Below are 17501 nucleotides of genomic sequence, written 5' to 3'. Positions count from 1 at the left end.
GCTTTCATGTCAACAATAATCGGAAAGGAGAATAGTCCTTAAAGGTTCTATCTCTATAAAGAGTATGTGGTTTTCATAACAAATCTTCTTAAAAGAATATTTGGATGTGAAGTTATTATAAGGGGGGATTTGTTATTTTAACATTAAGCTTAAGCCTGCTCCTATACCCCAATGACCTCCGGCAGTAGTGATGGAGAGACTAGAGTGTATATCTCCGTTTTCAGATGTATAACCACTTCCAAAAGCAATTGCTGATTGACCGCGCCATACACCGCTACCAAATGCAACACTGAGTTTACCAGGTGTGTCATTGTAACGTAAGTTAGATACGGCCAAGCTAATAGCGGCGGCTTGTCGTGCTTCTTTTTGAGCATTTTTAATTTCAGAGTTTAAAGCATTAAATTTCATATCAGTATAAGCGTTAGCTTGTGTAATGATATCGGTGGGTATATTTTCCACATTTTTTATATTTTGTATTTTTTCATCCGTATATTTGTTGGCATCTGCAAGGACAAGGTCCATTTGCTCTTTGGTGTAATCATGCAGCTGACCACCATTGACTGCTTGTTTTGAACCTTCTTCGATTTTACCATCTGCAACATTATCAATAAGCACAGGTGTATCGTCACCAGTACCTACTAAAGTGATACTATTCATTTTGTTGCCATTTGCATCTTTATCATAAGTAACAATTCCATTTGTAAGACCATCAACTTTTCCTTCAAGACTGTCAATTTTATTATTCGTCGCCCAAAGTTGATCACCCGTAATCGCATCAGTGGAACCTTGTGCAACTACACCATTTGCTACATTCGTGATCTTACTAGGCTGACCATTATGGCTAGCATCATAAGCATTTTTATCACTATTCCAATTTAAACTATCAGAATTCGCCGGAGAACCCTTCTGTTGTTCAATCTGCTCAATACGATCATTGAGACCTGACATACTGTTATTAACAGCACCAAAAGCATCAGCTACATTGTGATATTGTTGTTCTCCACTTTTGCCTTGTGCACCAAAGTCTATAATCGCAAACGTCGGTTCTTCCCATTGACCATTATACTCAGCACCACCACCAAAATACTTTGCTATCGTGGTGTTCGTTTCATAAAGCTGGGCACCATTTATTGCTTCTATTGAAGCTGTAGTAATTGTTCCTGCTTTCACACCAGAAAGTGTCCGAACCCCTTCACCTTTGTTGAGAAGACTAATCTCATCTCCCTCAACATCCTTACCAATGGTGATCAACTTCGAACTACCATCTTGCACAACAAGCTTGTTACCTTCTTCTCTAGCTAACCGCTTACCTGTCGCATCATCAACCTTCTCAGTAAGATCTTCAAGCGAACTATCTACACCCTCAAAGGCAGAGGCAATATTATTATACTCTTGATCCTGAATGGTATATGTAGGCGCTATACCCTTCAACACATCTGCCCCACCTCCCAAATATGCTGAAAGATTGGCATTAAAGTCTGTGATATCCTTCTGAACACCAGATACTGTGCTCGTTAAGCCTGTAACTGTCTGGGTGGTCTTATAAAGCTGCTTACCTGTTACCGCATCTTTAGAATTTTCTGAAAGATCTCCTTCAGCTACACCTGAGAGAACACGAACCCCTTCACCTTTGTTGAGAAGACTAATCTCATCTCCCTCAACATCCTTACCAATGGTGATCAACTTCGAACTACCATCTTGCACAACAAGCTTGTTACCTTCTTCTCTAGCTAACCGCTTACCTGTCGCATCATCAACCTTCTCAGTAAGATCTTCAAGCGAACTATCTACACCCTTAAAGGCAGAGGCAATATTATTATACTCTTGATCCTGAATGGTATATGTAGGCGCTATACCCTTCAACACATCTGCCCCACCTCCCAAATATGCCGAAAGATTGGCATTAAAGTCTGTGATATCCTTCTGAACACCAGATACTGTGCTCGTTAAGCCTGTAACTGTCTGGGTGGTCTTATAAAGCTGCTTACCTGTTACCGCATCTTTAGAATTTTCTGAAAGATCTCCTTCAGCTACACCTGAGAGAACACGAACCCCTTCACCTTTGTTGAGAAGACTAATCTCATCTCCCTCAACATCCTTACCAATGGTGATCAACTTCGAACTACCATCTTGCACAACAAGCTTGTTACCTTCTTCTCTAGCTAACCGCTTACCTGTCGCATCATCAACCTTCTCAGTAAGATCTTCAAGCGAACTATCTACACCCTTAAAGGCAGAGGCAATATTATTATACTCTTGATCCTGAATGGTATATGTAGGCGCTATACCCTTCAACACATCTGCCCCACCTCCCAAATATGCCGAAAGATTGGCATTAAAGTCTGTGATATCCTTCTGAACACCAGATACTGTGCTCGTTAAGCCTGTAACTGTCTGGGTGGTCTTATAAAGCTGCTTACCTGTTACCGCATCTTTAGAATTTTCTGAAAGATCTCCTTCAGCTACACCTGAGAGAACACGAACCCCTTCACCTTTGTTGAGAAGACTAATCTCATCTCCCTCAACATCCTTACCAATGGTGATCAACTTCGAACTACCATCTTGCACAACAAGCTTGTTACCTTCTTCTCTAGCTAACCGCTTACCTGTCGCATCATCAACCTTCTCAGTAAGATCTTCAAGCGAACTACCTACACCTTCAAAGGCAGAGGCAATATTATTATACTCTTGATCCTGAATGGTATATGTAGGCGCTATACCCTTCAACACATCTGCCCCACCTCCCAAATATGCTGAAAGATTGGCATTAAAGTCTGTGATATCCTTCTGAACACCAGATACTGTGCTCGTTAAGCCTGTAACTGTCTGGGTGGTCTTATAAAGCTGCTTACCTGTTACCGCATCTTTAGAATTTTCTGAAAGATCTCCTTCAGCTACACCTGAGAGAACACGAACCCCTTCACCTTTGTTGAGAAGACTAATCTCATCTCCCTCAACATCCTTACCAATGGTGATCAACTTCGAACTACCATCTTGCACAACAAGCTTGTTACCTTCTTCTCTAGCTAACCGCTTACCTGTCGCATCATCAACCTTCTCAGTAAGATCTTCAAGCGAACTATCTACACCCTTAAAGGCAGAGGCAATATTATTATACTCTTGATCCTGAATGGTATATGTAGGCGCTATACCCTTCAACACATCTGCCCCACCTCCCAAATATGCCGAAAGATTGGCATTAAAGTCTGTGATATCCTTCTGAACACCAGATACTGTGCTCGTTAAGCCTGNAACTGTCTGGGTGGTCTTATAAAGCTGCTTACCTGTTACCGCATCTNTNGANTTNTCTGAAAGATCTCCTTCAGCTACACCTGAGAGAACACGAACCCCTTCACCTTTGTTGAGAAGACTAATCTCATCTCCCTCAACATCCTTACCAATGGTGATCAACTTCGAACTACCATCTTGCACAACAAGCTTGTTACCTTCTTCTCTAGCTAACCGCTTACCTGTCGCATCATCAACCTTCTCAGTAAGATCTTCAAGCGAACTATCTACACCCTCAAAGGCAGAGGCAATATTATTATACTCTTGATCCTGAATGGTATATGTAGGCGCTATACCCTTCAATACATCTGCCCCACCTCCCAAATATGCCGAAAGATTGGCATTAAAGTCTGTGATATCCTTCTGAACACCAGATACTGTGCTCGTTAAGCCTGTAACTGTCTGGGTGGTCTTATAAAGCTGCTTACCTGTTACCGCATCTTTAGAATTTTCTGAAAGATCTCCTTCAGCTACACCTGAGAGAACACGAACCCCTTCACCTTTGTTGAGAAGACTAATCTCATCTCCCTCAACATCCTTACCAATGGTGATCAACTTCGAACCACTATCTTGCACAACAAGCTTGTTACCTTCTTCTCTAGCTAACCGCTTACCTGTCGCATCATCAACCTTCTCAGTAAGATCTTCAAGCGAACTATCTACACCCTTAAAGGCAGAGGCAATATTATTATACTCTTGATCCTGAATGGTATATGTAGGCGCTATACCCTTCAACACATCTGCCCCACCTCCCAAATATGCCGAAAGATTGGCATTAAAGTCTGTGATATCCTTCTGAACACCAGATACTGTGCTCGTTAAGCCTGTAACTGTCTGGGTGGTCTTATAAAGCTGCTTTCCTGTTACCGCATCTTTAGAATTTTCTGAAAGATCTCCTTCAGCTACACCTGAGAGAACACGAACCCCTTCACCTTTGTTAAGAAGACTAATCTCATCTCCCTCAACATCCTTACCAATGGTGATCAACTTCGAACTACCATCTTGCACAACAAGCTTGTTACCTTCTTCTCTAGCTAACCGCTTACCTGTCGCATCATCAACCTTCTCAGTAAGATCTTCAAGCGAACTATCTACACCCTTAAAGGCAGAGGCAATATTATTATACTCTTGATCCTGAATGGTATATGTAGGCGCTATACCCTTCAATACATCTGCCCCACCTCCCAAATATGCTGAAAGATTGGCATTAAAGTCTGTGATATCCTTCTCAACACCAGATACTGTGCTCGTTAAGCCTGTAACTGTCTGGGTGGTCTTATAAAGCTGCTTTCCTGTTACCGCATCTTTAGAATTTTCTGAAAGATCTCCTTCAGCTACACCTGAGAGAACACGAACCCCTTCACCTTTGTTAAGAAGACTAATCTCATCTCCCTCAACATCCTTACCAATGGTGATCAACTTCGAACCACTATCTTGCACAACAAGCTTGTTACCTTCTTCTCTAGCTAACCGCTTACCTGTCGCATCATCAACCTTCTCAGTAAGATCTTCAAGCGAACTACCTACACCTTCAAAGGCAGAGGCAATATTATTATACTCTTGATCCTGAATGGTATATGTAGGCGCTATACCTCTTCAACACATCTGCCCCACCTCCCAAATATGCCGAAAGATTGGCATTAAAGTCTGTGATATCCTTCTGAACACCAGATACTGTGCTCGTTAAGCCTGTAACTGTCTGGGTGGTCTTATAAAGCTGCTTACCTGTTACCGCATCTTTAGAATTTTCTGAAAGATCTCCTTCAGCTACACCTGAGAGAACACGAACCCCTTCACCTTTGTTGAGAAGACTAATCTCATCTCCCTCAACATCCTTACCAATGGTGATCAACTTCGAACTACCATCTTGCACAACAAGCTTGTTACCTTCTTCTCTAGCTAACCGCTTACCTGTCGCATCATCAACCTTCTCAGAAAGATCTTCAAGCGAACTATCTACACCCTTAAAGGCAGAGGCAATATTATTATACTCTTGATCCTGAATGGTATATGTAGGCGCTATACCCTTCAACACATCTGCCCCACCTCCCAAATACGCTGAAAGATTGGCATTAAAGTCTGTGATATCCTTCTGAACACCAGATACTGTGCTCGTTAAGCCTGCAACTGTCTGGGTGGTCTTATAAAGCTGCTTACCTGTTACCGCATCTGTCGATTTGTCTGAAAGATCTCCTTCAGCTACACCTGAGAGAACACGAACCCCTTCACCTTTGTTGAGAAGACTAATCTCATCTCCCTCAACATCCTTACCAATGGTGATCAACTTCGAACTACCATCTTGCACAACAAGCTTGTTACCTTCTTCTCTAGCTAACCGCTTACCTGTCGCATCATCAACCTTCTCAGTAAGATCTTCAAGCGAACTACTACACCTCCTAAAGGCAGAGGCAATATTATTATACTCTTGATCCTGAATGGTATATGTAGGCGCTATACCCTTCAACACATCTGCCCCACCTCCCAAATACGCTGAAAGATTGGCATTAAAGTCTGTGATATCCTTCTGAACACCAGATACTGTGCTCGTTAAGCCTGCAACTGTCTGGGTGGTCTTATAAAGCTGCTTACCTGTTACCGCATCTGTCGATTTGTCTGAAAGATCTCCTTCAGCTACACCTGAGAGAACACGAACCCCTTCACCTTTGTTGAGAAGACTAATCTCATCTCCCTCAACATCCTTACCAATGGTGATCAACTTCGAACTACCATCTTGCACAACAAGCTTGTTACCTTCTTCTCTAGCTAACCGCTTACCTGTCGCATCATCAACCTTCTCAGTAAGATCTTCAAGCGAACTACCTACACCCTCAAAGGCAGAGGCAATATTATTATACTCTTGATCCTGAATGGTATATGTAGGCGCTATACCCTTCAACACATCTGCCCCACCTCCCAAATACGCTGAAAGATTGGCATTAAAGTCTGTGATATCCTTCTGAACACCAGATACTGTGCTCGTCAAGCCTGTAACTGTCTGGGTGGTCTTATAAAGCTGCTTACCTGTTACCGCATCTTTAGAATTTTCTGAAAGATCTCCTTCAGCTACACCTGAGAGAACACGAACCCCTTCACCTTTGTTGAGAAGACTAATCTCATCTCCCTCAACATCCTTACCAATGGTGATCAACTTCGAACTACCATCTTGCACAACAAGCTTGTTACCTTCTTCTCTAGCTAACCGCTTACCTGTCGCATCATCAACCTTCTCAGTAAGATCTTCAAGCGAACTATCTACACCCTCAAAGGCAGAGGCAATATTATTATACTCTTGATCCTGAATGGTATATGTAGGCGCTATACCCTTCAACACATCTGCCCCACCTCCCAAATATGCCGAAAGATTGGCATTAAAGTCTGTGATATCCTTCTGAACACCAGATACTGTGCTCGTTAAGCCTGTAACTGTCTGGGTGGTCTTATAAAGCTGCTTACCTGTTACCGCATCTTTAGAATTTTCTGAAAGATCTCCTTCAGCTACACCTGAGAGAACACGAACCCCTTCACCTTTGTTGAGAAGACTAATCTCATCTCCCTCAACATCCTTACCAATGGTGATCAACTTCGAACTACCATCTTGCACAACAAGCTTGTTACCTTCTTCTCTAGCTAACCGCTTACCTGTCGCATCATCAACCTTCTCAGTAAGATCTTCAAGCGAACTATCTACACCCTCAAAGGCAGAGGCAATATTATTATACTCTTGATCCTGAATGGTATATGTAGGCGCTATACCCTTCAACACATCTGCCCCACCTCCCAAATATGCTGAAAGATTGGCATTAAAGTCTGTGATATCCTTCTGAACACCAGATACTGTGCTCGTTAAGCCTGTAACTGTCTGGGTGGTCTTATAAAGCTGCTTTCCTGTTACCGCATCTTTAGAATTTTCTGAAAGATCTCCTTCAGCTACACCTGAGAGAACACGAACCCCTTCACCTTTGTTGAGAAGACTAATCTCATCTCCCTCAACATCCTTACCAATGGTGATCAACTTCGAACTACCATCTTGCACAACAAGCTTGTTACCTTCTTCTCTAGCTAACCGCTTACCTGTCGCATCATCAACCTTCTCAGTAAGATCTTCAAGCGAACTATCTACACCCTCAAAGGCAGAGGCAATATTATTATACTCTTGATCCTGAATGGTATATGTAGGCGCTATACCCTTCAACACATCTGCCCCACCTCCCAAATATGCTGAAAGATTGGCATTAAAGTCTGTGATATCCTTCTGAACACCAGATACTGTGCTCGTTAAGCCTGTAACTGTCTGGGTGGTCTTATAAAGCTGCTTTCCTGTTACCGCATCTTTAGAATTTTCTGAAAGATCTCCTTCAGCTACACCTGAGAGAACACGAACCCCTTCACCTTTGTTGAGAAGACTAATCTCATCTCCCTCAACATCCTTACCAATGGTGATCAACTTCGAACTACCATCTTGCACAACAAGCTTGTTACCTTCTTCTCTAGCTAACCGCTTACCTGTCGCATCATCAACCTTCTCAGTAAGATCTTCAAGCGAACTATCTACACCCTTAAAGGCAGAGGCAATATTATTATACTCTTGATCCTGAATGGTATATGTAGGCGCTATACCCTTCAACACATCTGCCCCACCTCCCAAATATGCCGAAAGATTGGCATTAAAGTCTGTGATATCCTTCTGAACACCAGATACTGTGCTCGTTAAGCCTGTAACTGTCTGGGTGGTCTTATAAAGCTGCTTACCTGTTACCGCATCTTTAGAATTTTCTGAAAGATCTCCTTCAGCTACACCTGAGAGAACACGAACCCCTTCACCTTTGTTGAGAAGACTAATCTCATCTCCCTCAACATCCTTACCAATGGTGATCAACTTCGAACTACCATCTTGCACAACAAGCTTGTTACCTTCTTCTCTAGCTAACCGCTTACCTGTCGCATCATCAACCTTCTCAGTAAGATCTTCAAGCGAACTATCTACACCCTTAAAGGCAGAGGCAATATTATTATACTCTTGATCCTGAATGGTATATGTAGGCGCTATACCCTTCAACACATCTGCCCCACCTCCCAAATATGCCGAAAGATTGGCATTAAAGTCTGTGATATCCTTCTGAACACCAGATACTGTGCTCGTTAAGCCTGTAACTGTCTGGGTGGTCTTATAAAGCTGCTTTACCTGTTACCGCATCTTTAGAATTTTCTGAAAGATCTCCTTCAGCTACACCTGAGAGAACACGAACCCCTTCACCTTTGTTAAGAAGACTAATCTCATCTCCCTCAACATCCTTACCAATGGTGATCAACTTCGAACTACCATCTTGCACAACAAGCTTGTTACCTTCTTCTCTAGCTAACCGCTTACCTGTCGCATCATCAACCTTCTCAGTAAGATCTTCAAGCGAACTATCTACACCTCCTAAAGGCAGAGGCAATATTATTATACTCTTGATCCTGAATGGTATATGTAGGCGCTATACCCTTCAATACATCTGCCCCACCTCCCAAATATGCTGAAAGATTGGCATTAAAGTCTGTGATATCCTTCTCAACACCAGATACTGTGCTCGTTAAGCCTGTAACTGTCTGGGTGGTCTTATAAAGCTGCTTTCCTGTTACCGCATCTTTAGAATTTTCTGAAAGATCTCCTTCAGCTACACCTGAGAGAACACGAACCCCTTCACCTTTGTTAAGAAGACTAATCTCATCTCCCTCAACATCCTTACCAATGGTGATCAACTTCGAACCACTATCTTGCACAACAAGCTTGTTACCTTCTTCTCTAGCTAACCGCTTACCTGTCGCATCATCAACCTTCTCAGTAAGATCTTCAAGCGAACTACCTACACCTTCAAAGGCAGAGGCAATATTATTATACTCTTGATCCTGAATGGTATATGTAGGCGCTATACCCTTCAACACATCTGCCCCACCTCCCAAATATGCTGAAAGATTGGCATTAAAGTCTGTGATATCCTTCTGAACACCAGATACTGTGCTCGTCAAGCCTGTAACTGTCTGGGTGGTCTTATAAAGCTGCTTTCCTGTTACCGCATCTTTAGAATTTTCTGAAAGATCTCCTTCAGCCAAACCGGTAAGCTTACGTGGAGTTTTATCTTTGTTTGCAATAGAGATCTTATCACCCTCAGCTTGAGCACCAATCGTGATTACCTTCGTCCCTTCTTCTTGTAGTATAAGATTATTTCCCTCCACACTCTCAATTTTATCAAAAAGAACCGTTAATGAATCATCAACTCCCTTAAACGCAGCTCCGACATCATTATACTTCTTCGTCTGAATGGTATATGTGGGCGCTTTATTGTTCAGTAGATCTGCTTCACCACCTAAATAAGCTGAAACTTTGTTATTCAACGCAAAAAGCTGCTTACCTGTCACTGCTTCTGTTGATTTGTCTGAAACATCCCCTGCAGCCAAACCAGTAAGCTTACGTGGAGCTTTATCTTTGTTTGCAATAGAGATCTTATCACCATCAACATCCTTACCAATGGTGATTACCTTCGTCCCTTCTTCTTGTACGACAAGGTTATTTCCCTCCACACTCTCAATTTTATCAAAAAGAACCGTTAATGAATCATCAACCCCCTTAAAAGCAGCTTCGATACCATTATACTGCTTCGTCTGAACGGTATATGTAGGAGCTATACCCTTCAACACATCTGCTCCACCTCCCAAATATGCCGAAAGATTGGCATCAAAGTCTGTGATATTCTTTTGAACACCAGACACTGTGCTCGTCAAGCCTGCAACTGTCTGGGTGGTCTCATAAAGCTGCTTTCCTGTTACCGCATCTTTAGAATTTTCTGAAAGATCTCCTTCAGCTACACCTGAGAGAACACGAACTTTCTCTTCATCGTTTAAAATAGAGATCTTATCACCCTCAGCTTGAGCACCAATCGTGATGACCTTCGTTTCTGAATGCTGCACTACAAGGTTGTCAGCCCTACCACCTTCAATTTGGTCAAGCTTCTTATAAAGATCCGTCAGCGTATTATCAACCGCCCTAAAAGCAACTCTGACACCATTATACTGATTCGCCTGAACGGTATAAACTGGCTGTTCACCATTCAGCACATTAGCCCCACCTCCTAAATACTTATTAATATTCGTATCCAAGGTGGTCACATTACCTTGAACATCCTTAATATCAATAGCCTTATCAACTGCATAAAGCTGAGAACCTGTTACCGCATCTGTCGAATCTTTTGAAAGAACTCCATTAGCCGCTCTTTCAATCCTTTTTCCTCCAAGACTACCCTGACTACCCTCGAAATTCCCAAGCCATATGTCGGCACCTTCTATGCTAACTTTTCTCGTTTTTAGTTGAAGATCGCTGCTAAAATCCATTAATACGGTCGTCGTTCCGCCAATATTATTATAGTTAAGCATTATACCATTTTCACCAAAGAGACTCAATCCTCGAACGGTACCAATCCCCCCCGCATCAACCTGCTTATCCCCCTCTTTAATATAAAGATTCCAAATATTCTCTTCCCGCCATTTCCTAAACTCTTTCAACTGTGCAACATTCACTACATCAGTATCATCACGACCAGCAGCTACCCCCGTAATCTGTCGCGTAAAACCAAATCGTGCGTCACTACCAACAGAGACTTGAGCTCTAGTACTTCTCGTCGGCCCGTCGTTTCCAAGTAGTAGGGTATTAGAAAAAGGATTATAAAACCTGTTAGTGTTATACGGTCTATTCAAGTTTATCTCAGTATTGGCACCTATAGCAACAGCCTGGCGTATAAGGCGGTCATTGTCAGGATTGACATAATTGCTTTTACCTATACACAAGCTACCCCTAGTACTTAAACACAGGAGTGCCGTTGGCGTACCCCGCGCGTTAACAACACGTGCACCCGTTGCATTGACAGACCTTGTATTGTCCGACCAGTTGATGACACCATTTTCTTCTAAAAACCAATCGCTTGCCGCCACATCTAGATCAACTGAAGAATCTGTTAAAGCATTTACTGATGCATTAGCCCCACAACTACTCTCAAAAGAATAGCCACCAGAACCATCAGAAAGTTGATTTTTAGTCAATTTCTTATACTGCTCTTTTGCAGATACCTTCTTACCCAACCGTGATGAACTATGACTAACAACCTGATCTACCCCACAAGAACGATCACCATTAGCTACTCCAACACGCCCATGAGCAACGCTGGCAGAAAATGCACCTGCACTTACACTTTGAACTTTCGACCCTGTTGAAGAAAGATGAGAAGCAAAAACTGGAGAAACGCCCGACAAAAGCGCAGCCATCACCGCCCCTAATGAAACAGCTCTAACCAAAGGCACCTCACAGAGAGGTCTTTGACCATTGAAGCTTTTGTTCTTTGGAGCGACATGTACTTTTTTCATAACAAATCTTTCAAAAATAAAAAAACATCAAAAAAATGCACTTGAGCCATTTAAAAGTCACAATTAGGCGCTATTTGATGAAATGGTTGTTTTTGTATTGCGACAATAAACATAAAAATAAACCATAAAGCAGAGCCAATTTTGGATGCTAAAAAACAAAAGAATACAGTTTTTCAGCTTTCAAATGAGCTTTCATGTCAACAGTAATCGGAAAGGAGAATAGTCCTTAAAGGTTTTATCTCTACAAAGAGTAGGTAGTTTTCATAACAAATCCTCTTAAAATAAAAATGTTAAACAACTTATTTGAATGTCAAAAAGGTATATTTGGTTGTCATTAGCTTAAAAAGACTCAAAAGGTTTTTAATATACAAAGAAAGTGGTGGTATTGTTCTTTGTGATATTTGGGTTTCTAAATAAACGTTAGGGAGGGCTTTCAATCTTTTTAGTGTATTTTTGAAGTGTCTAAAGAGATTGTTTTGTCTTTGGAAGGTGTTATTTAGAAGTGAAGGTTATGGTGTTTTTGTATCTTCCTTATTTTTAAGTAATTAAGCTAAATGATGGTTATGTGTTTAAGTGTTGCTTCTAAGTTTTTAGAAGGCAACGTGTTTGTATGTTAATGGGTATATGTGGACTAGTAAATAGAAAAGTTAAAGCGTTTTTGTGTCATTTTTCTAAAGTGGATTCTTAGTAAAGATTGGAATGTGTTTTATTTCTACGTGAATATGAGGAATAAGATGCAATATTTTTTATGTATTTTTTGTAACTGCATACCAAATAAAACTGTGGATAAGTTTTTTCTTTCATAAAAATGTCTTTTTTATTTAAGTCTTTTATCCAAATCATCTCTTTGATGTGTGGTTAATTTTCAATATGCAAGCTGTTAATTTAATGTGAAGCTTATTCCTGCTCCTACGCCCAAGTGTCCTCCAGAAGTTGTGAGAGAAATGTTAGAGCGTGTGTTTCCATCTTCAGATGTATAACCAGCACCAAAGGCAGGCGCAGATTGGCTGCGCCATATACCGCTACCAAATGCAACGCTGAGCTTACCAGGTGTATCATTGTAACGTAAGTTAGCTACAGCTAAACCAATAGCAGCGGCTTGTCTTGCTTCCTTTTGAACGCTTTCAATCTTATAATTTAAGGCATCAAATTTCGTATCGGTATAGGCGTTAGCTTGTGCAACAGCATCACCAACTATATTGTCTATCTTTTCATCTGTATATTTGTTGGCATCTGCAAGAGTAAGGTTCGCTTGTTCTTGGACGTAATCATGTAACTGACCGCCATTGACTACTTGTTTTGAACCTTCTTCGATTTTACCATCTGCAACATTGTCGATGAGCACAGGCTCACCTTCTTTACCACCTGCTAAGGTGATACTATTCATTTTGTTACCGTCTGCATCTTTATCATAGGTAACAGCCCCATCAATAAGAGCGCCACCTCCGTTAGTTATTATACTATCAACTTTTCCTTCAAGATTGTCAATTTTATCATTCGTCGCCCAAAGTTGATCACCCGTAACCACATCAGTAGAACCCTGTGCCACTGCACCATTTGCTACATTCGTGATCTTACCAGGCTGACCATTATGGCTAGCATCATAAGCATTTTTATCACTATTCCAATTTAAACTATCAGAATTCGCTGGAGACCCCCCCTGTTGTTCAATTTGCTCAATACGGTCATTAAGACCTGACATACTGTTATTAACAGCACCAAAAGCATCAGCTATATTGTGATATTGTTGTTCTCCACTTTTGCCATTCATACCAAAATTTGTAATCGTAAACGTTGGCTCTTTCCATTCACCATTATACTCAGCACCACCACCAAAATACTTCGCTATCGTGGTATTCGTCTCATAAAGCTGGGCACCATTTATTGCTTCTATCGAATCTTTAGTAATTGTTCCTGCTTTCACACCAGAAAGTATCCGAACCTCTTCATTTTTGTTTGCAATAGAGATCTTATCACCCTCAGCTTTAGCACCTATCGTGATGACCTTTGAACCACCATCTTGCACGACAAGACCATTATTACCTCCGCTTTCAACTTGATCAAGCTTCTCATAAAGATCTGTCAGCGTATTATCAACACCTGCAAAGGCACTGCCTACATCATTATGCTTCTGATTCTGAACACTATAAGTCGGTGCCTTATTTTCCAATATGTTTGCTTCACCTCCTAAATACTGAGATATATTTGTATCAAGAGCTGTCATATTCTCTTTAATTTCTAATACTGTGCCATGTAAAGTGATAATATTCTCCTCCACCTCATAAAGTTGCGCACCATTAACTGCTTCTGTCGAGTGCTCAGAAACATTTCCTTCAGCCAAACCGGTAAGCTTACGTGAAGCTTTACTATTGTTTGCAATGGAGATCTCATTACCCTCTACTTTGTTACCAATGGTGATTTGCTTAGATAGGAAATCTTGCTGGACAAGGCCATCATTTATCACATTTGCTACATCATCAATTTCATCAGAAAGTCGTGTCAATGTTTCATCAACACCTGCAAATGCACTGCCAACATCATGATACTCTTCTTTGTTTACTTGATAGGTCGGCTGTGTATCCGCAAGTACATTAGCCCCACCTCCTAAATACTTATTAATATTCGTATCCAAGGTGGTCACATTCTCCTCAACACCAGATACTGTACCCGTCAATCCCTTAATAGTCTCATTAACTCCATGAAGTTGCTTACCTGTCACTGCTTCTGTTGATTCTGCCGAAACAGTTCCATCCTTCACGCCAGAAAGAACCCGAGATTCTCCTTCACTGTTAGTAATTTTAATCTCAGTACCATCGGTTTTAGCGCCAATAGTGATCTGCTTTGTTCCTAAATTTTTCTCTACAAGAATGTTATTTTCTAGATCTTCAACCTTATCAGAAAGTTGGGTCAATGTAGTATCAACACCTGTAAATGCATCTCCGACATTATCATGGTCTTGACTTTGAATTGTATAAGTTGGTGCCGTGCTTTCCAGTACGTTTGCTTCACCACCTAAATACTTCGCGATATTACTATTTAATGTATAAACCTGACCACCATTTATTGCTTCTTTCGATTCGCTCAAGAGATCTCCATCTGCCACATCTATAATATGTCTACCGGCAGCATTGATTCCAGCAACAGTTACTGCCGGACCATTTACAATAAATAAACCATCGCCTTTTAAACGAACTTTTTCTGTCCAGAAACTCTTCAGCACAAGAGTTTCAGCCAAATCAAATATTATCTTATCATCATTTTTAACAATTTTAATATTGTTACTTCCAGCGACTAAATCGAGGTTGCTGTTTTTATTAATTTTTGTAGTATTTTGACCGTTAACAGAAAGCTGCCAAGTACCACCTTCTTCTTCTACCCATGTTTTTAACGCTTTCAGCTGTGCAACGTTCACTGCATCAGTATCGTCATAACCAGCGGCCACTCCTACAATCTGTCGTGTTTTCCCACCACTCACATCACCCACACTGACTGCTGCGTAAGTACTTTTCCATATAAATGAAGTTTCTTCTGAAGAAATACCACTTCTAGGATCATAACCAGCAATTTCCTTGTTAACACTAGCTTTAGAATTATCACCCAAAGCAATACCGCCTTCCACAAACGATCGCGCATTATAACCAACAGCCGTACCTAATTTAGCCGTAGCAAAAGCACCTATGGCTATCGACTTGTTACCATTAGCTTCTGAAAAAGAACCTACTGCTATAGAATTTGCTTGGAAAGCCTTACTAGCTAGACCTAGAACCGTAGCACCACCTCCTTCCGCTCGCGCTTCCCTACCTATTGCAGTATCTTCTCCAGTTTGTGCGTACGCATTTGAACCAAGTTCAGTGCCAATACCTCTAGAAGTAAAACTATTAAAATAACCCTGTATGCTCTCAGGCGTTGTAGTGCCCTGCTTCATATTCACATCAGTAGCAACAGCACTGAACATAACATCTGTATTAGCAACCCAAGTAACTGGCCTACTCACAGAATCATTAGGATTACAATTCATAAACTGTTGATTTTTAATCAATTTCTTATACTGTTCTTTTGCAGATACTTTCTTATCCGACCGTAATAAACTACGGCTAACAACCTGATCTACCCCACAAGAACGATCACCATTAACTACCTTAACACGCCCATGAGCAACGCTGGCAGAAACCGCACCTGCACTTACACTTTGAACTTTCGACCCTGCTGAAGAAAGATGAGAAGCAAAAACTGGAGAAACGCCCGACAAAAGTGCAGCCATTACCGCCCCTAATGAAACAGCTCTAACCAAAGGCACCTCACAGAGAGGTTTTTGACCATTGAAGCTTTTGTTCTTTGGAGTGATATGTACTTTTTTCATAACAAATCTTTCAAAAATAAAAAAACATCAAAAAATATATTTGGACATCAAAAAGACATAATTGGGCGCTAATTGACGCAACGGTTATTTTTTGTGTTGCAATGTTAAACAAGTGAAGTTTTTCAGTTTTTAAATGAGTTTTTATGTCAACAGTAATCGGAAAGAAGAATAGTCCTTAAAGGTTTTATTTTTAAAAAATACGTGGTTCTCATAACAAGTTTTTCAGAATAAAAATGTTAAACAACTTATTTGAACGTTAAAAGGTATATTTGGTTGTCATTAGCTTAAAAAGACTCAAAAGGTTTTTAATATACAAAGAAAGTGGTGGTGTTCTTTGTGATATTTGAGTTTCTAAATAAACGTTAAGGAGGACTTTCAATCTTTTTAGTGTGTTTTTGAAGTGTCTAAAGAGATTGTTTTGTCTTCAAAAGGTGTTATTTAGAAGTAAAGGTTATGGTGTTTTTTTGTATTTTCCTTATTTTTAAGTAATTAAGCTAAATGGCGGTTATGTGTTTAGGTGTTGCTTCTAAGTTTTTAGAAAGCAACGTGTTTGTATGTTAATGGGTATATGTGTAACGAGTAAAAAATTTAAAGAAGGGTTGTTTTATTTTTTTCGACCTGAGAAGATGTAATTTTTTAGGGGGGATTTTTGAGATAAAATGAATGGGGTGTTTTTGTGTGTGTGTGAAGGGGAATACCAGAGGTTGTGAGTAAAATCTATTTTAGCAATCACATCGGTAGCTAGTGAACTTGCTGGTTCTTGTGAAATCTTTCCTTTACGCAAAACGCTCGCAAATGGATCAACCATGACAACACGTTTGGAACCAAAATCTTTTGCTGCCTCAATAGCTTCTTCATCTGTTGTATTTGGTCCATCAACCACCACAATAGCGCGCAAACGCTCAGCAATACCAATCAGTTCTGCTGCTACGGGATTAGACATTTGTTTGATTGTGGCTGTAGCTGTGGCACCTTTTCCGTCACCTTCAATGGTTATACGGGGTGCTTTTTCATAACCACTTCCACTCTCATCAACCGTAATGTTTCGCACTTCTCCGTTACTAACACTGGCTGTTGCCTTGGCATTGCCTTCTATTTTAACAGTAGCCTTGGTGTAACCACTGCCTACGTGTGTAACATCTATAAGCTCCACACCAGTATCACGTTTGTGGGTAAAACCAGGAGCAATCAAAATGCGTGGTGTTTGCCCAACAATGGATTGTGCTCCTATGAAAGCATGGACACCTTCATAAGCACCATCTGCATTTTGGCCAGAAAAAAGTAACAAGCAATATAATTTATTTAAAAATAAAAAAATAAATTTTAAATAGATATTCTTTTTTCATTTTATCTAAATTATAGCAAAAGAGTTGAAACAGATCCCATTAAAATGAGGACATTGATCTGCAGGAAAGAAGGCAAAAAAACTAACTAAAGAAATCCTTTAACAATTTGTTTA

5 protein-coding genes and 2 pseudogenes are annotated in these 17501 nt (G+C 40.7%); all 7 read right to left on the bottom strand.

Translation table 11 applies throughout. The features are described 5' to 3' along the window. Window positions 1–132: 132 nt before the first annotated feature. Window positions 133–4728, bottom strand: a complete 4596-nt coding sequence (locus tag BBBE_RS07110) for a YadA-like family protein (protein ID WP_010700854.1) — start codon at window positions 4726–4728, stop codon at window positions 133–135. Between the two features lie 112 nt (window positions 4729–4840). After that, window positions 4841–8347 (bottom strand): hypothetical protein, encoded by a 3507-nt coding sequence (locus BBBE_RS01510; protein WP_010700853.1) that lies wholly within the window; start codon window positions 8345–8347, stop codon window positions 4841–4843. Between the two features lie 106 nt (window positions 8348–8453). Then, window positions 8454–8726: a hypothetical protein gene (locus BBBE_RS01505; protein WP_022708618.1), complete on the bottom strand. Its 273-nt coding sequence runs from the start codon at window positions 8724–8726 to the stop codon at window positions 8454–8456. Next, entirely contained in the window at window positions 8698–11682 is a 2985-nt protein-coding gene (locus tag BBBE_RS01500; protein ID WP_010700852.1) for a hypothetical protein, read from the bottom strand. Before BBBE_RS01500 ends, BBBE_RS01505 begins: the two co-directional genes overlap by 29 nt. 880 nt (window positions 11683–12562) lie before the next feature. After that, complete coding sequence (locus BBBE_RS07640; RefSeq protein ID WP_420806243.1) at window positions 12563–13906, bottom strand: YadA-like family protein; 1344 nt, start codon at window positions 13904–13906, stop codon at window positions 12563–12565. A gap of 45 nt (window positions 13907–13951) precedes the next feature. Then, window positions 13952–15607, bottom strand: a pseudogene (locus tag BBBE_RS07635) (hypothetical protein); the annotation flags it as partial. 1117 nt (window positions 15608–16724) lie between these two features. Then, a pseudogene (locus BBBE_RS07515) lies at window positions 16725–17324 on the bottom strand (phage tail protein); the annotation flags it as partial. Between the last annotated feature and the right edge of the window lie 177 nt (window positions 17325–17501).

This window comes from Bartonella bovis 91-4 (genome assembly GCF_000384965.1).
Lineage (GTDB): Bacteria > Pseudomonadota > Alphaproteobacteria > Rhizobiales > Rhizobiaceae > Bartonella > Bartonella bovis.
The sequence above is the reverse complement of the archived record's forward strand: the minus strand, read 5'-3'. Positions and strand labels throughout refer to the sequence as shown.

Coding starts and splice junctions, on each gene's coding strand:
- BBBE_RS01500 (WP_010700852.1), bottom strand. CDS start 11,682: ATGAAAAAAGTACATGTCGCTCCAAAGAACAAAAGCTTCAATGGTCAA.
- BBBE_RS07640 (WP_420806243.1), bottom strand. CDS start 13,906: ATGACAGCTCTTGATACAAATATATCTCAGTATTTAGGAGGTGAAGCA.